Here is a 17,311-nt window from a genome sequence, read left to right as displayed (position 1 = left end):
ACGGCAAAGATTGCCCGATAGTATAATGGTAGTACATCTGATTTTGGTTCAGATAGTCTAGGTTCGAACCCTGGTCGGGCAACAAAAAAGAGAACTCGGATTGTTTAGTTTATTACAATCCGAGTTCGTATTATATGCAACAGTATAACGCCATGCCTCTACAGTTTAATAAAGTACAGCTTTTCGCAGGAACCAGTAATCTGCACCTGGCTGAAAAGGTTGCTAAATCTTACGGCAAAGCTCTGGGAAAAAAGACATTATCACGTTTCAGTGATGGTGAAATCCAACCATTTTATAATGAATCTGTAAGAGGGAGTGACGTTTTTATTATTCAATCTACTAATACTCCGGGCGATAACATTTTGGAGCTATTGTTAATGATAGATGCTGCTAAACGTGCCTCTGCTCATTATATAACGGCGGTAGTTCCTTACTTCGGCTATGCTCGTCAGGATCGTAAGGATAAACCAAGAGTGGCTATTGGAGCTAAACTGATTGCAAATTTGATTACAGCAGCAGGTGCTCACCGTATTATGACCATGGATTTGCATGCAGCGCAGATTCAGGGCTTTTTTGATATTCCGGTTGATCATTTAGATGCTTCCGTAATTTTTGTTCCACATATTAAATCGTTAAATCTTCCAAATTTAACAATTGCATCGCCAGATATGGGTGGTTCTTACCGGGCCAGAACTTTTGCTAAGTACTTTAATGCTGAGGTTGTAATTTGTGATAAGCAACGTAAACGTGCCAATGAAATTGAGTCTATGTCAATTATTGGTGATGTTACCGGACAAGATATTGTTTTGATTGATGATATTTGCGATACAGCCGGAACTTTATCAAAAGCTGCTCAGTTGATCATGGATAATGGAGCTAGCAGTGTTCGTGCTGTATGTACTCATCCTGTTTTATCGGGCAATGCCTATGAAACCATTGAGAAATCGGCATTGACTGAATTAATTGTAACAGATACCATTCAATTGAAGCATAAAAGTGATAAGATTAAGGTTTTATCTACTGCAGATTTGTTTGCACATGCAATTACAAATGTAAATGAACACGGATCTATTAGTGATCTGTTTCAATATAAATAGTTAATAATTAAACAAATAAATAAATAAAAATGAAATCAATTGCTATTAGCGGTTCTCTAAGAGAGAACGTAGGGAAAAGAGACGCTAAAGAATTGCGTTATGAAGGCAAAGTGCCTGCAGTTCTTTATGGTGGAAAAAAACAATACCACTTTGCAGTGTCCGCAGCTGATTTGAAATCGTTGGTTTACACACCCGATGTTCATTTCGTAGATTTAGATCTTGATGGTCAAAAATTTAAAGCTATTATTCAGGAAATGCAGTTTCACCCATTGAATGATCTTATTCGTCACATCGATTTCTTGGAATTAGATGACAAGAAAGAGGTTGTTATGAATATTCCTGTTGCTTTAACAGGAACATCTCCAGGTGTACGTAGTGGGGGTAAATTAATTCAGAAGCTTCGTAAGCTACGTGTTAAAGCTTTACCTAACGATATTCCTCAACAAATTGAAGTAAGCTTAAATGCTTTAGAGGTAGGTAAATCTGTTCGCGTTGAAGAGATTAAGCTTAAAAATGCCAGAGTTTTGAACAATGCTGATGATACCATCGTTTCAGTTGGTATGTCTCGTGCACTTCGTCAGGCAGAACAAGAAGCTGCGAAAACAGGTAAATAATTTAAGATACTTTTTACAGATGAAAAGCAGCGAGATATCGCTGCTTTTTTTGTTTTTCCTTAAGCTTATCTAATATTTCTTATTTTTGAAACGAAACAAAATTTAGTTCATGAAATATCTTGTTGTTGGTTTGGGTAATATAGGAGCGGAATATGCAGATACACGTCATAATATTGGTTTTATGGTGGCCGATGAGTTGATAAAGAAGGCAGGTGCTACTTACTCTACCTTACGTTATGCCTATTATTCTGAATTTAAACATAGAAGCAGGGTGGTACATGTTATTAAACCCACTACCTATATGAACTTAAGCGGAAAAGCTGTAAATTACTGGATGAATGAGCTCAAGATTCCTTTGGAGAATGTATTGGTTATTGTAGATGATATTGCCATTCCATTTGGAAAGATTCGCTTAAGGCCAAAAGGAAGCAGTGCCGGACATAATGGATTGAAAAGTATTGAGGCTTTATGCGGAGGACAGAATTATCCGCGCCTGCGTTTTGGAGTAGGTGATAATTTCGCAAAAGGTCGGCAGGTTGATTATGTGCTTAGTGGCTTTGATAAGGACGAATTGATGGAGCTTCCTGCTCTTATTGAGCAATCGGTAGAAATGGCACAAAGTTTTATAGCAACTGGTTTGGAACTAACGATGACCAGGTATAACAAATAAAGATTTAATGATGGTACAGGTATATGGAATAAAGAACTGTAGTACAGTTAAAAAGGCACTTGATTGGCTTACTGAACATGGAGTTGATTATACGTTTCATGATTATAAGAAGTTGGGTATCTCAGAAGATAAAATAAAGGAATGGCAAAAAGTATTTGGCTGGGAGCCATTGATCAATAAAAGAGGAACCACCTGGAGAAAATTAGATAGTATAGAACAGGAGGCGGTTACTGACCAAAAATCGGCCAGTAAATTGATGCAAGAACATACCAGTTTGATAAAACGACCTATAATTGATGGGAATGGAATATACTTACTTGGTTTTAATGAAGAAGAATACGATAAAAGCTTATAAGATGAAAAGACTGAATATATTAGCAATAAACGTTTTATTTCTATTGGTAGGATTTTTTGGGACGGCCTTTGGCCAAAATACCAGTAATTACGATTATGTGAAAGCCTTTGATCCTGCTTTTTATCAGAAGAATGGAACAGAATATCGTTCAGCAAGTGGCGAACCCGGACCTAAGTATTGGCAAAATAAGGCTAGTTATCGTATTTCTGCGCGATTGAATGATGATACCAGGGAGATTACTGCTACTGTAAAGATGGATTATACCAATAATAGTCCGAATAAACTTGATTTTCTTTGGATGCAATTGGAGCAGAATATGTTCAAGGATAATTCAATAGGTAATGCTATTATCCCTTTAACAAATAGCCGGTATGGTGCAAAAGGTGAAGAATTTGATGGAGGATATAAGATAAAATCAGTTAAAGTAGCTGGTGTTGATGTTAAATATTTGATAACTGATGCCCGTATGCAGGTTTATCTGCCTGAAGTATTGAATCCGAATGGTGGCAGATTACAGATGACCATTGAGTATAGCTATATCGTTCCTCAATATGGTTCTGATCGGACAGGTATTCTTGATGCCCGGAATGGTAAAATATTTGCAATTGCACAATGGTATCCTCGTGTAGCTGTTTATGATGATGTAATGGGATGGAATACGGTTCCTTATACCGGTCCGGGTGAGTTTTATTTAGAGTATGGAGATATTGATGTAGATATTACGGTGCCAAGTAATCATTTTGTTGTTCTTGGTGGTGAGTTATTAAACCCTGAAGAAGTATTGAGCCCCGCTCAGCAAGAACGTTGGAAGGAAGCTAAAACGAGTGATCAAACTGTTATTATCCGTACGGCACAGGAAGCTGCTCAGGCTTTTGCAAACAAAGATGGAAAGTATGTAACCTGGAAATATAGATTGGAGAATACACGTGATGTTGCTTGGGCTACATCTTCTTCTTTTATTATTGACGGTGCACGCATTAATTTACAAGGTGGCAAAACTGCTTTAGCGATGTCTGCTTATCCGCAGGAAAGCAGTGGCGGTAATGCTTGGGAGCGTTCTACAGAATATGTAAAGGCATCTATCGAGAATTATTCAAAGAGATGGTTTAATTATCCATATCCGGTTGCTGTTAATGTGGCTTCGAATGTAGGAGGAATGGAATATCCGGCAATAGTTTTTTGTAATGCACGTTCGAGGGGACAAGCCCTTTGGGATGTAACCGATCATGAGTTTGGGCATATTTGGTTTCCGATGATTGTAGGAAGCAATGAGCGTTTACACGCCTGGATGGATGAAGGCTTTAATATGTTCCTTAATGATCTATCAACTCAGGATTTTAATAATGGAGAATATTATGAGGGACCACAGGATGCAAATAACCTGGCATTGTCTTTAACTAATCCAATATTAGAACCTGTTATGACTGCTCCCAGTGGTATGAATGAGCGTAATATTGGTGTGTTGGCTTATTATAAACCTGCTTTTGGTTTGAAATTATTAAGAGAAGTGATATTAGGTCCGGAACGTTTTGATCTGGCACTGAAAACTTATATTAATAATTGGGCTTATAAGCATCCAACGCCAGATGACTTTTTTCATACGATTGAAAATGTATCCGGTGATAATTTAGCTTGGTTTTGGAGAGGTTGGTTTCAGAATAACTGGCGACTGGATCAAGCTGTAACAAGGGTTATTAATAACGGGAGTGGGGCTATCATTACGATTGATAATTTAGAACAGCTGCCTATGCCTGTTATTGTAGAAGTGACTACACGAAGCGGGAAGACTGACAGGCTGACGTTGCCGGTTGAGATATGGGAAAGAAATAAAAGCTGGACTTTTCAGTTTGATGCGGATGAAGAGATCATAAAAGTACAGCTAGACCCGGATAAGGTACTTCCTGATTTTAACCCGGGTAATAATCGCTGGACAAAATGATGTTGGAATTAGAGGTATAATATTTGTAGTAGATATGGTATGAAAAAACTCTTTCTTTTAGTTTCGGTATTGCTTACTTCGGTGCTTTTAGTGCAAGCTCAAAGCTATAAAGGCGTTGTAATGGAGCTGGATAGTTCTAAGCCAATTGCTCAGGTAGAAGTAAGTAATTTAAGTACGCATGAAAGCGTAGAAACTAATTTGCAGGGAGAGTTTTCTATTGAGGTTAAGCTAAATGAATTGCTTTCTTTTAGTTATCCGGGGTTTAGAGTAGATACTTTATTGGTAACTGATTATGAATATAAGCGAATCTATCTCACCCCAATTCCTGGTTTTAATATATTAGAAGATGTAGAGATTACTGAGTTATCTGATGCTCAGTTAGAGCAGCAGATTCAGGTAGCGCAACAGGAAGGAGAAACAGTTCAGTTTAACAATAATATTTCTATTTCACCTTCTCGTTTGTTTGGCAGCAAGGCTCGCGCAGCCCGTGCCAGGTATCCATTGTTAATTGCTGAGCGTGAAAATCGTGCTATTATGGCTAAGTTTACTTCGGAATTGATTACATCGCTTACGCCGTTGCAGGGTAAGGATCTGGATCAGTTTATTGTTAAGTATAAGCCTAGTTATGCTTTTATTACAAAATCTGATGAGGAGCAGATCCGTTTGTATATAATGGATTCTTATAAGAAATATAAAGAGCTATCTCCGGAAGAACGAGATGCAATAAGTCTTGAGGCAACAACAGCCGACGAATAGGATTTCAATTAAACAAAGCGCTTAAGAGCTTCGGCAACAATAAAAGTACTGCCCCCGATGAAGATCAGGTCTTCTGGCTGGGCATTTTTTATTGCAGCATCCAAGGCAGAAAGAACATCAGGATATGATTTTCCTTGAAGATTTTTAATTTTTGCCTCCTCTTGCAACTCTTTAGCAGGAAGTGCTCTTTCAAAATCAGCATTGCAGAAATAGTAGGTTGCTTCGCTTGGGAAAATGCTCAATAGTTTATCGCTGTTTTTATCGCGCATAATACCGACAACCATGTGAAGGTTCTTAAACGGTGTTTGATTGATATTTAACAAAACTTCTTCCCATCCAGCTTCATTGTGACCAGTATCGCAGATGATTAATGGGTTGTGGGATAGTGTTTGCCAGCGGGCTCTTAAACCGGTTAATTCTTTAACATGATTTAATGCGTATAATAGATCACGCTCAGGGATTATGAAGCCTTGCAGACGTAGTTCTTCTACGCTTGAAAGAACCCCTTTAATATTCTTGGTTTGGTAGTTTCCAGATAAATCAAGTTCTATTTTTAATGGAGAATCAAGAGTATTTAATGCTACTGAATTGTTTTCGCTTGATAGTTTGCTGACTTGTAGAAGCAAGCTTTCTTCTGCCTTGTTTAATGTTTCAATTTTCCATTGATCGCTTGCAAAAGTAATTTTGCTTTGGGTAGATGCTGCTTTGTCTAGGAAAACGGAACTGGTAGCTTCTGCTTTCTCGCTGATTACTACTGGTGTATTATGTTTTATGATGCCTGCTTTTTCATAGGCAATAGCTTCAAGAGTATTACCAAGTAAAGAAGTATGATCCAGACTGATATTTGTAATAAGAGATAGAATGGGATGAACAACATTTGTAGAATCCAGTCGACCGCCTAAGCCAGTTTCTATGATTGCAATATCTACATTCTCTTCTGCAAAGTGTAAGAATGCCATCGCTACCGTTACCTCAAAAAAGGAAGGCTTTAGATCTTCGATAAAGTCCTTGTTTCTCTTTACAAACTCGACTACCTTATCTTCAGGAATCATATCGCCGTTTATGCGAATACGCTCACGAAAATCTAATAGGTGAGGGGAGGTGTAGAGTCCTGTTTTATAGCCAGATGTCTGCAAAATAGCAGCCAGCATGTTGGATGATGAGCCTTTCCCATTGGTTCCGGCAATGTGAATAGACTTGAATTGATCTTGTGGATTTCCAAGAAATTCACAGAGTTTTAAGGTGTTTGTCAGGTCTTTTTTAATGGCAGAGTTTCCTATTTTACTGAACATAGGAAGTCTGCTATAAAGATAGGCAAGGGTTTCAGAATAAGACATGGTTGTCTGAGATAAAACTATCGAAGTTTGAAATTGAAAACGATCACTCCTGTTTGAGAAGGAGGAGCTTTTTCTAGACGATTTAACTGTGCACTAAGAGCCGCCCGCTCACATTTGTCCCATAGGGTTTGATTGGTAAGGGTTGTCCCTCGTACTCCTGCACGTGCAGAAATAATATTTCCATCTCTATCTACGCGAACTTCTACTGCAACTCTTCCCGATTGTTGTCCATCATCTTCAATTTGAGGAGATCTAACGAAGCGTCTGTTTTCAAGACTTAAGCTGGCATCACCAAAACCTGATCCACCTTCACCATAGTTTGCCGCTAATGGATCTCCATTAACTGAACCTTGGTTGCCAGGAGTTGTTCCAGTCCCATCACCAGTACCTGAAGCATTATTTTTATTACCTGTGTATAATGCATTCGGATTAACGGTTGGTTTGCTTACCGGTTTTTCTGGTGTTACGGTAGGTGTGGTGCTTGGTTTATTTGTTTTTGTAACAACTGCCGGAGCATCCTCCATGTCTTGTGTAACAATGGCTTTATCGCTTGCTTGCTGAGAAGCAACCGGTTGTGGTGTTTCATTTGGAACAACCCGATCAGGCAATGCATTATTGGCGTTTGGATCCATAGAGGGTTCATCAACGCTCATATAATTGTCGCCCATTCCTTCTGGTGAAGTACCATAATTAACAATAATTCCTCCTGTGCCGAACTGTGGCATAGGGTTTCCAAGGATAATAAAATAGCTTAACGCAAATAAAATCAGCATGATTGCTGTTGATATCAACACCGCTTTTGGATAATTATTTTCCTCTTCCTGATAAAGGCTCATAGCAATATTTATTATGGTTTTGGCTCTGTAGCTAAAACCAGTTTTAATCGTAATTGATTCGCAACATCCATTACTTCAATAACGTCTTTAATAGCAACACTTCTATCAACATAAAGCATGATTGTTATTTCTTGCCCAGGTTGTTGATATGCTTGTAAAGCAGGTAATAAGTTGTCTACGGGAACCTGTACATCGTCTATAAAGTACTCCAAGTTTTGAGTTATTGAAACTGTTATTGTCTTTTTTGCTAAAGATTGTTCTCCTGAACTAGATCTGGGCAATAACAGTTTAACAACTTGTGGATTGGCTACCGCAGATGCCAGAAGAAAAAACAACATCAAGAAAAACATGATATCATTGAGTGCTGTCGTGTTTACTTCTGCCTTTGGGCGTTCACGTCTTCTTTTAAAATTCATTTAATATATATGTCAATTTATTCCTTCTGTTTAAATCTTCTCAACTTAAGAGATTGGCTCTTCCAGCAAATCAATAAACTCAATGGCATCTGTTTCCATACGCAGAATGATGCGATCTACCATTTCATTTAGAATATGATAACCAATATAAGCAATAATACCTATGATTAAACCTGTTGCTGAAGATACCATTTTCACATAAAGACCTCCTGAAACTGTACCTATATTAATAACTCCTTCTAACTCAACCTCATGGAAGATAGAAATTACACCAATGATTGTTCCTACGAAACCAAGCATGGGAGCAATACCAGCAATGATACCAAGAATATTGATGTTCTTTTCAAGCTTTGCAACTTCTAGTTTACCAACATTTTCAATAGCACCTTCGATGTCTTTGATCGGTCTTCCTATTCTTAACAGACCCTTTTGTAACATACGGCTAAGTGGGCTGTTGTTACTGCGGCAAACTGCAATTGCTGATTCAAGCTTACCTGATAGAATGCTTTGTTTGACCTGTGCTGTTAGGTTTTTTTCGTGCCTGTTTGCTTTGCGAATAGTTAAATAGCGCTCAATGAAGATTACCAAACCCGCTAAAAGTAAAAATGCTAAGGGTATCATTACCCAACCACCCTTGATGAGTATATCAATAAATCGTAGATCTTCTACTGGTGGAACGGCCTGCTGTGCGGCCGTCATCATGGTGTCTAACTGAATTGTGCTGTCGATCTGTAATAGCATGAGGTTTTATCTTTTATTTAGTTCTTGATTCTTATTTTTTACTTTTATTTTCAAATACCCAGGCTTCTTTTGTTAATTCTTCTCTAACTTTAATTAGGGCCTGGTCTGCTTCTTCTGCAGTTTGAAATGGGCCATAGCTAATTTTATTGAGATTACCCGGGTTGTTATTCTTTATGATATATACGTTATAGCCTTTAGCATTGGTTCTATTTACATAAGCCTCTGCTTCTTCCATTGTATTGAATGCAGCGATGATTACTTCAAAGCGTCCCTGAGCTTCTTTAACCAAAGAGGCTGATGGGTTATTGTTTACAGGATCTGGCGTAACTTGCTCTGTAGATTCAGAAAGCGGTGCTTGTGTGCTTAAGTCGGTAGACTGAGTAGCTGCTGTTGCAGGTGCTTCAGTAACTGGTTGCTCGATAACTTGTTTGTTTGATCCGCTTTCTGCCGTATTTGTAAGATTAGCAAAATTGAAATTCGGATTTAAGAACCAGAACGCGGCAGCAACCACACAGATAACCAGCGCTAATACAGGCCATAACCATTTTTTAGAATTGCTCTCTTGCTCCAGATACTCTTCGTTAATTGTTGATTCCTCAACCGGTAAAAGGGCTTCATCTGTGTTTAAATCGATCGAAGGATTCGTAATACCTGCCTTTTTCTCAATAGGGAGTATAATTTCCGCTTCGGCGACAGGCTCATAATCATTAAAAGCTCCTTCAAGAACAGGTTGAAAATGAGTGAACTCATAGCGAGTTTCTATTCTCTTTAATTTACCGAAGCCTTCTAAAATGATTTCTTCCTTTTCCTGAAGCTCAGTTTCAAGCTCCGAGATAGTTTGTTCAATTTTTAAACGACTTTCTTCTAAATCAATGTTTTCTTTTTCAGCAATGAATTGAATCAATGACTGATCTGATACCGGTTGCTTGTCTGTAAGAACGATGCTTTGAAAGGGCGGCATAAAACACTGTTTCAGATCGTTAAAAAAAGCGGGAATACGTTCTTTTTTGAACGTACCGATTCCGGGTAAGTAGATCTCTCTCTTATCCTGCAGTGCTTCTTTTATGTATAATCCTAATGTGTTCATTGCTATCCTAGCAAAGTTATTTAATTAAAATGAATAATTAAGACCTCCAAAAACATTGAATCCTAAACGAGGGTAATATAAGTATTTTTCGTAATTGGAATTTAACAAGTTATTAGCTTGAATAAAAATACCAAACTGTTGATTTACTCTATATTCTGCACCTGCACTAAAGTCAGCAAATGCTGGTACTCTTTTAATAATTGGATCAGCTGTTGTGTAATCAGTAACAGGAATAGCAGCAAGGCTATAGTCGTATGTTTTCGCAGAGGTTTCTCCGGCAAATAATACTTCTGCGTTTAGGAATACCTTTTCGCTGATGTTTATCCGTGCGTTCGAAGAGATTTGAACTTTAGGCATAAACCAGGCTTCTCTTTCGGTTGATAGTTTATAATCGCTGATGTTCAATTTCCCACCGATATTTACAGTTTCAGATACTCTCACATTTATTTCACCTTCGAGGCCTGAGATACTGGTTGCTTTATCGATTCCTGCATCGTAAATCAAGTCAAACTTTTTCGGCTCATTCGGACTATTAACAAATAAGGGAAGGTCTTCAACCTTGCGATAAAAGACACTTGCTTTATAACCGAAAGTAGCTCCTACATTTCCTTTTACTCCTGCAGTAATGTTTAACCTGTCTATTGTATTACGAATGGCGATATTCTCATTTAAATAAGGATTGCTTTGTGCTAAAGAACGCAATGAAGTTCTGTTTACATCTCCCTTTACACTTCCGAAAATACTTACAAATTCTGGTACAACATCGAGTTCCAGGTTAGCCAATGGGAATAAATTAGAACGGCTGGTTTCTCCTGATTCAGAAATGAAGTTGGCTCCTAAAGTGATTTTGTAGTTATTTCCTTGAAAGCGGATATAAGGATTTAAGCGAATAAGGTTGTTCGAAATGGAATAATCAGCAGCCTTTACACTAGCCATATCAGCCGAAACATTTGCACCTATATTGAATACATTGATTGCCTTATTAAGATAGCCGCTGATTGCAAATGAATTTTCTTTTGCATTAAAGGCATCACTGAACAGATAGACATCTGTTTTCAAAGAGTAGCTTAAATCAGTATCCTGTGGATCGTAATTCTTTAACAATTCTCCAACAAAGAATATATCATTAAAATGTTGATTCTGCGCATCTGAAGTAATGATTGGATTGTCTTCAGCTCCCGGAACAACACCATAAAAAGCTGTTCCATAACGATTGAAGCCAAGCTCTCCGCTAAGTGTGATCTTTTCTAAGATGCTGCGACCAAATATTCCAATTCTTTGTTCTGAGAATTTCTGGTTTTCAAGGTCTCCCTTTTGGTTAAGGTGCTTGGCATAAAAACCAGTTTGATAATTTTCGTCTGTTCCTGAATTGATATATATTTCACCCAGGATTGAATTAAAATTCCCTATCCCTAATTTAGCATAGTTATTAGTCATAATTCCTGGCCGTGAAGATTGCATCTCCTGCAGTGTTAACTGACCCATTCCTGAAGGGAAATTTAGTCTTTTGTCTAACACATTATATCGTAGGGCAGGCTGTTGGGTTCTGACATTATTTAAATCCGGACTGCGTCTTATTTTCACTGCATCAGCCAAAACCGGACGATAATCGCGGACTACTTCAACTTCTTCAATGGTTGCTGGTTCTTGTGTTTTCGTTGTATCCACCTGCGAATATGCATTGAATGAAAAAGCACAAAAGCCTAGAATGAATGTATGTTTAAGTATTGAACTTTTCAATATCATGGCTTATTTCTTATTGTTAATTTGATCTAAACGTTTTGTTGCCTCTGAAATGATATCATCGTCTTTCTTGTCGTAGTTTTCAATGATACTTTCTAATGTACTTTTTGCTTGAAAATCATCTTTCAAAGCAACATAGGTGTCTGCTAATAAAATAAAGCTTTTTGCTACCCAATAGTCATACGAAGGCATGTTTTTAATTAAATCGAAAGCGGTTGTTTGAGCTGCAAGAATACCTTTCTCATCAAATTGAAGCTGTCCGTAATTGTATTTGGCTTCAGCTCCAACGATAGTCTGACTGCCTTTAGCTGCCAGGTCAAATTCCTTTTTAGCCGATGCCTTATCATTTTTTGCTAAGTAAACTTTTCCTGCGAATAAGTGTGCTTTTGCAATTTCTTCCTGAGAAGATTTATCATAACCGATAACGAAGTTTGCATATTTTAAAGCTTCATCCATATCACCCATCATGAAATAACACAGCATCAGATTGTTTATTGCAAAACCGTAGTTCGCTTTATAATCTGCAGTTAATTCAAGCTTTTTAAGTGTAGCGACAGCTTCGTTATATTGTTTAAGCTGAAGGTGTAATTCAGATACACTTATTAGTGTACGTTCGGAATAAGGGCTTGTCCAGTCGTTTAGGATGATGTTATAATCGTGAAGCGCTTCGTTTGGCTTACCTGTTCTCCATAAGCTTTCCGCTCTAATGAATCGTGCGTATTTCTCTTGGATTGGTTTTGGAAATTTATCGAAATAGGCGTTAATAGCTTCTATGGCTGCTGCAAATTCTCCACGAACAAATAAACCATTTGCAGCCTGGAAGGTAATATTATCCTGCTCTGCAGTTGTTAAATTACCAATATTTGTGCTTAGCGCGTAGTTTAAATACCCTTGAGCATCTCCGTTGTCGATGTAAATATTCTGAATAGATTTCAACGCTAATTTTGCTTCGTCGGTTGTAGAGTACTCACCTACTACACGTTTAAATATATTGATTGCCTCATCGTTTTCCTTATTATTGTAATGTACCAAACCTATGGTAACAAGGGCCCGGGGAACATAGCTGCTTCTTGGATAATCTTCAACCATTTTTTGCAGGCCAGCTATTGCTACATCATAATCACCTCTTAAGAAATGTGAGTATGGGATCTCAAATGCCGCATCGTCTGAGTAGTTTGAGTTTGGAAATTGCTGTTGTAGATCTAATAGAGTAGCAATTTTTGTGTCAACCTGTCCTTGTAAACCTTGAATAATTCCTCGTTGATAAAGAGCATAATCTTCACTACTTGCTTTACTCGCAATCAGTTTATTGTATTGCGTCAATGCGCGATCGTAGCTTCTTAATGAGAAGTATGAATCGCCTAATCGTGCAATAGCATCGTTTCTTGTGTTGCCATCAACATCTCCTGAGGCGAGAAAGCGTTCAAAATAGTTGGCTGCTGTGCTGAAAGATGAGTTCCGGTAAGCGGCATAAGCTAATGCGTAATTTGCATAGTTGTAAACTGAAGTTGATTTAGCTGCCGGATAGCGTAAAAAACGGTCAAAGTTTACTACTGCTTCTCCGTATTTACGAACTTCATACATTGCTTCGGCTTTCCAGTAGGTAGATAATGCTTGTATTTCAGGGTCTATAGGATAGCTCTCTGAACGCATAAATAAAGAGATAGAGTTCTCGAAAGCGCGTTCATTATAATGTTCTAATCCACGGAAATAAGTAACCTTTTGGTAAGCTGCATTGGCTTCCGGACTTCTGTTATCAATGGTTTCCAGGATGTTTACTGCATCATTATAGTTCTTTGTGCTTAAGAGTATTTCTGCTAATAAGGTCTTAGCTTCATTTATCTTCGCTGACCTTGGATAGGTAGTCAGGAATTCCTGAGTAGCTTCTAATGCTACTTGGTGAAACTCAAGCTCATAAGAAAGCTTAGCATAATTTAATGCACCTTCTTCTTTTAGTTGAGGGTCGAAATCTAATTTAGAGGCTCTGAAAAAAGCATTACGAGCACTTTCCTTATTGTTTGCTTTAAGGAATGCGTCTCCTAAGGTAATCATACCTGCTTGATAATAGGCTTCAGGTTGATCTAGTTTTTCTAGTTCTGCAATTGCTTTTTCGTTATTACCATTTTTGAAAGCAATGTATCCAATATTATAAGTGTCTTGATTGCTTTGAGTTTGACCTTGATCAGCTGCTTGGTATTTATCGTAATAGATCTTTGAGTTTACCAGGTCGCCTTTTGAGAAGTAAGTTGCTCCAACAATTCTAAATAAGTCGGTTTCACTTTCTTGTTTTGTGGTTTCTAAAATAGGAATAGCATAAGCCAATACATCATCATAGCGGCCATCTAAATAGTATAAAGAAGCTATATAATAAGGGTAGCTGTTTTCGAATTGCTTAGATCCTTTTAGTCGTTCAAACTCAGACAAGGCTGTTTTATATTCGCCATCCAGATAAGCCAGGTAAGCATAATAATAGATAGCCGATTCGTTATAAGCAGAACGTTCATTTTTTAAACGTTCGAACATTGGTTTTGCTTCGCTATTTCTATCCTTTTTAAAGTAAGAGTAAGCTAGTTTAAAACGATATTCGGAGCTTTCTGAACCAGTTAAAGCACTTCCATCTAGTTTCTCAAACCACTCAATGGTTTTGTCGTAGTTTTTCTGTGCGAAATAAGAACGGCCTACCTGATAGTAAGCTGCTTTTGTATTAGAACTTGTTGGATAGTCTTTTATATACTTCATGAACAAGTCTTCAGCATCCCTGTTCCCTACTTCAAGAGCACATACTGCTTGATAGAAGCGGGCTTTCTCTTTTAGAAGGCTTACTTGTGCTTGTTCATCTTCTTGAATAACTGACCTTATTCTGGTGGTTTCAACTTTATCAAATTGCTTGGCTGCGGCTACGTATTTTCCTCGTTCATAGAGTTCCATCCCACTTTTGTATGCCTTGTCAATTTCTTGCCAGGCACTTTGTTGAGCATAAACTCCTCCTGCAATTAAGCTAAGTGCGAGAGTAATTTGAGTAAACTTTTTAAACATATTATTCAATATTGTTTTGTGCTAAGATAAGATGATTATTAATCTTTTGTTAGTATTTTAATAAAGTAAGACCATTAAGATAACGGTAATAAGTCTTAAAAAATATAATTGTAATTTAATTTTGCGAGATATGGCTAATTAACCACGTTGTGCTGCCAGCAAATATAAAACCGCCATTCTTACTGCTACACCATTTTCAACCTGATCCAATATAATTGAATGTTTGCTATCTGCCACATCACTTGTAATTTCTACTCCTCTATTAATTGGCCCGGGGTGCATAATGATAATTTCCTTTTTCAATGAATCTAGAATTTGTTTATTCAGGCCATAAAGCATTGAATATTCCCTCAATGAAGGGAAGTAAGAAATATCTTGTCTTTCTAATTGTATACGCAGCATATTTGCCACATCGCACCAATTTAGTGCATTTAATAAATTGTGTTCCACTTTTACGCCCAATGATTTAATGTATTTGGGAATTAAAGTGGTTGGCCCGCATACCATTACTTCTGCACCTAATTTTTTAAGACATAGAATATTGGATAATGCTACCCTTGAATGAAGAATGTCGCCGATAATAGCAATCTTCTTACCTTTTATTTCTCCTAATCGTTCAATAATTGAGAAAGCGTCAAGCAATGCTTGGGTAGGGTGCTCATGTGCTCCATCACCGGCATTGATAATTTGTGCTCCAATATGATTTTTCAAGAATACACCTGCGCCTGGATAGGGGTGACGAAGCACAACCATATCCACCTTCATTGCTAAAATATTATTTACGGTGTCTATCAGGGTTTCTCCTTTACTTACAGAAGAAGAGGAAGCCGCGAAGTTAATTGTATCAGCAGAAAGCCTTTTCTCAGCAAGTTCAAAAGAAAGTCGGGTGCGAGTTGAGTTTTCAAAAAAAATATTGGCAATGGTTATATCGCGTAGAGACGGCACCTTCTTAATTGGTCTGTTTAGAACATCTTTAAATGTTTGAGCAGTTTCAAAGATAAGCTGAATGTCGTTTGCATTCAAATCCTTAATTCCCAATAAGTGGCGGGTGCTAAGTTGCTCTATTGCTTCTTTCATGCCTTGTGTTTGAATTAAGATTATTTATATTAATTATTTTCCTCATTCAATAATAATACCTGATCCATTTTATCCGTTTCTTTCCAGCTAACGATTACCTTTTGAGAGTTAATAGAGTCAATCGGTAAGCCTACATAGTCGGGCTCGATCGGTAAATGTCTTGCAAAACGGCGGTCTACGAGAACCAGAAGCTCTACCTTTTGCGGTCTTCCAAAAGACTGAATAGCATCCAGGGCAGCTCTAATCGTTCTGCCTGTCCATAATACATCATCTACCAGAATTACCTTCTTGTTTTCTACTATGAAGTTCATATTGGTGCTGCTTGCAGATAAAGGCAGACTTCCTTTCATTCGAAAATCATCGCGAAAGAAGGTAATATCTAAATCTCCTGAAGGAATGTTATCCACAGATAGGATCTTTTTCAATTCCTGAACAATCCTATTCGCTAAATAACCTCCACGCGGTTGGATTCCTATGATAACCGAATTGGAAAAATCTTGATGATTTTCAATCAATTGGTGACAAAGACGTTGTATGGTGATTTGGAATTTGGAGCCGCTTAACAGAATTGAATTTTGCATCAGAGGTGTTATTTGGTCAAAAATAGTAATTTTTTTTAGAATCATCATAGAATTAGCAATGTTTGGACGTCTATTTGCTATTAATGATTTTAAAACAATTTAAAAAAGAAAGTGATGAGAAATACCTTAATCGTAATTGGAATAATCTTATTGATTTTCTGGGGAATCGGATTAATCTTTAAAGTAATTGGAGTAGCTATTAATGCTTTACTCGTAATAGGTTTATTCTTAATTGTGCTTAGCCTTATTAAGGGTAAAAATAAGCGAATAGACCAGGGAAGAAATGATTTTTAACATTATAAAAATGAGAGCTGGCATGTTCTGAACATGCCAGCTCTCATTTTTATAATGTTATTTTTTAATAACTAAAGTCGTCGCTTTTATCTTCAGAACTTGAAAATCCGTTTTCAGAGAATTCATAACGTTTTTCAACAACTTCTTGGTTGTCTTTAATATATTCTACCGTTTCGTTCAATCCTTCAACAAACTTTTCGAAATCTTCTTTATATAAAAATATTTTATGTTTAATAAACACACCGTCTTCTAGTCTTTTCTTACTTTCCGTAATTGTTAAGTAATAATCGTTTGCTCTAGTAGCTTTTACATCGAAAAAATAGGTGCGTTTCCCTGCTCTCACTTTTTTAGAAAAAACCTCTTCACGATCTCTCTTGTCAAAATCTCCCATTTGAAAATATTTATAAAGTTTTAATTTTTGCTATAAATATAAATGATTAATTTGAAAAGATGCAAATAATACTTAATGAAATAAGGAAAAATTCATTAATAAAAGATATAATTTGGTTTTTCTAACATTACTTTTCAGATAGGTGATCGTAATTGTCGAAATATTGGTCGTTTATGTGACTACGAACATCTCCACCGAAGTCTTGCTCAATAAAAACGATATTATTGGAGTCGTTTTGAATCCTTTTTATTACTTTTTCTAAAGTTGATAGGGAATAGTTACTCCTATCCAGTTTGATTATATACTCTCTTTCTGAGATCTCTAAATTTAAACTACTCATA

At 37.1% G+C, this 17,311-nt stretch carries 18 protein-coding genes and 1 tRNA gene; 8 read left to right on the top strand and 11 right to left on the bottom strand.

Annotated elements, in window-relative coordinates; all coding sequences use genetic code 11:
* Nucleotides 1-11: 11 nt before the first annotated feature.
* The 7 genes from C8N28_RS05305 (at nucleotide 12) to C8N28_RS05275 (ending at nucleotide 5,431) form a co-directional block, all read left to right on the top strand.
* Nucleotides 12-82, top strand: a tRNA-Gln gene (locus tag C8N28_RS05305).
* A 70-nt stretch (nucleotides 83-152) separates the two neighbouring features.
* The gene (locus tag C8N28_RS05300) at nucleotides 153-1,097 is read left to right on the top strand and encodes a ribose-phosphate pyrophosphokinase (protein WP_132222586.1); all 945 of its coding nucleotides are present in this window, start codon (nucleotides 153-155) and stop codon (nucleotides 1,095-1,097) included.
* 29 nt (nucleotides 1,098-1,126) lie between these two features.
* Nucleotides 1,127-1,711, top strand: coding sequence for a 50S ribosomal protein L25/general stress protein Ctc (locus tag C8N28_RS05295; RefSeq protein ID WP_132222218.1), 585 nt, complete (start codon nucleotides 1,127-1,129; stop codon nucleotides 1,709-1,711).
* A gap of 109 nt (nucleotides 1,712-1,820) precedes the next feature.
* The gene (gene pth / locus C8N28_RS05290) at nucleotides 1,821-2,381 is read left to right on the top strand and encodes an aminoacyl-tRNA hydrolase (RefSeq protein ID WP_132222214.1); all 561 of its coding nucleotides are present in this window, start codon (nucleotides 1,821-1,823) and stop codon (nucleotides 2,379-2,381) included.
* A 7-nt stretch (nucleotides 2,382-2,388) separates the two neighbouring features.
* Complete coding sequence (locus C8N28_RS05285) at nucleotides 2,389-2,736, top strand: ArsC family reductase (RefSeq protein WP_317127315.1); 348 nt, start codon at nucleotides 2,389-2,391, stop codon at nucleotides 2,734-2,736.
* Nucleotide 2,737: 1 nt separating this feature from the next.
* Nucleotides 2,738-4,675: a M1 family metallopeptidase gene (locus C8N28_RS05280; RefSeq protein ID WP_132222212.1), complete on the top strand. Its 1,938-nt coding sequence runs from the start codon at nucleotides 2,738-2,740 to the stop codon at nucleotides 4,673-4,675.
* Nucleotides 4,676-4,714: 39 nt separating this feature from the next.
* Nucleotides 4,715-5,431 carry a hypothetical protein gene (locus C8N28_RS05275; protein WP_132222209.1) on the top strand — a complete coding sequence of 239 codons (717 nt, stop codon included), beginning with the start codon at nucleotides 4,715-4,717 and terminating at the stop codon, nucleotides 5,429-5,431.
* An 8-nt stretch (nucleotides 5,432-5,439) separates the two neighbouring features.
* Here C8N28_RS05275 and C8N28_RS05270 read toward each other — a convergent pair whose 3' ends face one another.
* The 9 genes from C8N28_RS05270 to pyrR all read right to left on the bottom strand — a co-directional run bounded on the left by C8N28_RS05270 (nucleotide 5,440) and on the right by pyrR (nucleotide 16,285).
* A complete protein-coding gene (locus tag C8N28_RS05270; RefSeq protein ID WP_132222207.1) occupies nucleotides 5,440-6,768 on the bottom strand; it encodes a bifunctional folylpolyglutamate synthase/dihydrofolate synthase in 1,329 nt (442 codons plus the stop codon).
* A gap of 17 nt (nucleotides 6,769-6,785) precedes the next feature.
* Nucleotides 6,786-7,604 carry an energy transducer TonB gene (locus C8N28_RS05265; RefSeq protein WP_132222205.1) on the bottom strand — a complete coding sequence of 273 codons (819 nt, stop codon included), beginning with the start codon at nucleotides 7,602-7,604 and terminating at the stop codon, nucleotides 6,786-6,788.
* Nucleotides 7,605-7,615: 11 nt separating this feature from the next.
* Complete coding sequence (locus tag C8N28_RS05260) at nucleotides 7,616-8,020, bottom strand: ExbD/TolR family protein (RefSeq protein WP_132222203.1); 405 nt, start codon at nucleotides 8,018-8,020, stop codon at nucleotides 7,616-7,618.
* A gap of 45 nt (nucleotides 8,021-8,065) precedes the next feature.
* The gene (locus tag C8N28_RS05255; RefSeq protein WP_132222201.1) at nucleotides 8,066-8,761 is read right to left on the bottom strand and encodes a MotA/TolQ/ExbB proton channel family protein; all 696 of its coding nucleotides are present in this window, start codon (nucleotides 8,759-8,761) and stop codon (nucleotides 8,066-8,068) included.
* Nucleotides 8,762-8,792: 31 nt separating this feature from the next.
* Nucleotides 8,793-9,848 carry an SPOR domain-containing protein gene (locus tag C8N28_RS05250; RefSeq protein WP_132222199.1) on the bottom strand — a complete coding sequence of 352 codons (1,056 nt, stop codon included), beginning with the start codon at nucleotides 9,846-9,848 and terminating at the stop codon, nucleotides 8,793-8,795.
* 24 nt (nucleotides 9,849-9,872) lie between these two features.
* Nucleotides 9,873-11,594 carry a TonB-dependent receptor gene (locus C8N28_RS05245; protein ID WP_221410193.1) on the bottom strand — a complete coding sequence of 574 codons (1,722 nt, stop codon included), beginning with the start codon at nucleotides 11,592-11,594 and terminating at the stop codon, nucleotides 9,873-9,875.
* Between the two features lie 3 nt (nucleotides 11,595-11,597).
* Entirely contained in the window at nucleotides 11,598-14,627 is a 3,030-nt protein-coding gene (locus C8N28_RS05240) for a tetratricopeptide repeat protein (protein WP_132222195.1), read from the bottom strand.
* A 138-nt stretch (nucleotides 14,628-14,765) separates the two neighbouring features.
* Complete coding sequence (locus C8N28_RS05235) at nucleotides 14,766-15,704, bottom strand: aspartate carbamoyltransferase catalytic subunit (protein WP_132222193.1); 939 nt, start codon at nucleotides 15,702-15,704, stop codon at nucleotides 14,766-14,768.
* Between the two features lie 29 nt (nucleotides 15,705-15,733).
* Nucleotides 15,734-16,285 carry a bifunctional pyr operon transcriptional regulator/uracil phosphoribosyltransferase PyrR gene (gene pyrR, locus C8N28_RS05230; protein ID WP_132222191.1) on the bottom strand — a complete coding sequence of 184 codons (552 nt, stop codon included), beginning with the start codon at nucleotides 16,283-16,285 and terminating at the stop codon, nucleotides 15,734-15,736.
* 114 nt (nucleotides 16,286-16,399) lie between these two features.
* Between pyrR and C8N28_RS05225 the strand changes: the two genes are divergently transcribed.
* Nucleotides 16,400-16,579, top strand: coding sequence for a DUF5670 family protein (locus C8N28_RS05225; RefSeq protein WP_132222189.1), 180 nt, complete (start codon nucleotides 16,400-16,402; stop codon nucleotides 16,577-16,579).
* A gap of 64 nt (nucleotides 16,580-16,643) precedes the next feature.
* Here the strand turns inward: C8N28_RS05225 and C8N28_RS05220 are convergent, their stop codons facing one another.
* Together C8N28_RS05220 and C8N28_RS05215 are read right to left on the bottom strand one after the other, a co-directional pair.
* Nucleotides 16,644-16,970 (bottom strand): DUF3276 family protein, encoded by a 327-nt coding sequence (locus C8N28_RS05220; RefSeq protein WP_132222187.1) that lies wholly within the window; start codon nucleotides 16,968-16,970, stop codon nucleotides 16,644-16,646.
* Nucleotides 16,971-17,097: 127 nt separating this feature from the next.
* Nucleotides 17,098-17,310 carry a hypothetical protein gene (locus C8N28_RS05215; protein ID WP_132222185.1) on the bottom strand — a complete coding sequence of 71 codons (213 nt, stop codon included), beginning with the start codon at nucleotides 17,308-17,310 and terminating at the stop codon, nucleotides 17,098-17,100.
* Between the last annotated feature and the right edge of the window lies 1 nt (nucleotide 17,311).

This window comes from Albibacterium bauzanense (assembly GCF_004339765.1).
Lineage (GTDB): Bacteria > Bacteroidota > Bacteroidia > Sphingobacteriales > Sphingobacteriaceae > Albibacterium > Albibacterium bauzanense.
The sequence above is the reverse complement of the archived record's forward strand: the minus strand, read 5'-3'. Positions and strand labels throughout refer to the sequence as shown.

What these genes read in the sequence shown, in the direction of transcription:
- C8N28_RS05300 (WP_132222586.1), top strand. Translation starts at nt 153, where the DNA reads ATGCCTCTACAGTTTAATAAAGTACAGCTTTTCGCAGGAACCAGTAAT.
- C8N28_RS05265 (WP_132222205.1), bottom strand. Translation starts at nt 7,604, where the DNA reads ATGAGCCTTTATCAGGAAGAGGAAAATAATTATCCAAAAGCGGTGTTG.
- C8N28_RS05240 (WP_132222195.1), bottom strand. Translation starts at nt 14,627, where the DNA reads ATGTTTAAAAAGTTTACTCAAATTACTCTCGCACTTAGCTTAATTGCA.
- C8N28_RS05295 (WP_132222218.1), top strand. Translation starts at nt 1,127, where the DNA reads ATGAAATCAATTGCTATTAGCGGTTCTCTAAGAGAGAACGTAGGGAAA.
- C8N28_RS05245 (WP_221410193.1), bottom strand. Translation starts at nt 11,594, where the DNA reads ATGATATTGAAAAGTTCAATACTTAAACATACATTCATTCTAGGCTTT.
- C8N28_RS05280 (WP_132222212.1), top strand. Translation starts at nt 2,738, where the DNA reads ATGAAAAGACTGAATATATTAGCAATAAACGTTTTATTTCTATTGGTA.
- C8N28_RS05260 (WP_132222203.1), bottom strand. Translation starts at nt 8,020, where the DNA reads ATGAATTTTAAAAGAAGACGTGAACGCCCAAAGGCAGAAGTAAACACG.
- C8N28_RS05285 (WP_317127315.1), top strand. Translation starts at nt 2,389, where the DNA reads ATGATGGTACAGGTATATGGAATAAAGAACTGTAGTACAGTTAAAAAG.
- C8N28_RS05220 (WP_132222187.1), bottom strand. Translation starts at nt 16,970, where the DNA reads ATGGGAGATTTTGACAAGAGAGATCGTGAAGAGGTTTTTTCTAAAAAA.
- pyrR (WP_132222191.1), bottom strand. Translation starts at nt 16,285, where the DNA reads ATGCAAAATTCAATTCTGTTAAGCGGCTCCAAATTCCAAATCACCATA.
- C8N28_RS05250 (WP_132222199.1), bottom strand. Translation starts at nt 9,848, where the DNA reads ATGAACACATTAGGATTATACATAAAAGAAGCACTGCAGGATAAGAGA.
- C8N28_RS05255 (WP_132222201.1), bottom strand. Translation starts at nt 8,761, where the DNA reads ATGCTATTACAGATCGACAGCACAATTCAGTTAGACACCATGATGACG.
- pth (WP_132222214.1), top strand. Translation starts at nt 1,821, where the DNA reads ATGAAATATCTTGTTGTTGGTTTGGGTAATATAGGAGCGGAATATGCA.
- C8N28_RS05270 (WP_132222207.1), bottom strand. Translation starts at nt 6,768, where the DNA reads ATGTCTTATTCTGAAACCCTTGCCTATCTTTATAGCAGACTTCCTATG.
- C8N28_RS05235 (WP_132222193.1), bottom strand. Translation starts at nt 15,704, where the DNA reads ATGAAAGAAGCAATAGAGCAACTTAGCACCCGCCACTTATTGGGAATT.
- C8N28_RS05215 (WP_132222185.1), bottom strand. Translation starts at nt 17,310, where the DNA reads ATGAGTAGTTTAAATTTAGAGATCTCAGAAAGAGAGTATATAATCAAA.
- C8N28_RS05225 (WP_132222189.1), top strand. Translation starts at nt 16,400, where the DNA reads ATGAGAAATACCTTAATCGTAATTGGAATAATCTTATTGATTTTCTGG.
- C8N28_RS05275 (WP_132222209.1), top strand. Translation starts at nt 4,715, where the DNA reads ATGAAAAAACTCTTTCTTTTAGTTTCGGTATTGCTTACTTCGGTGCTT.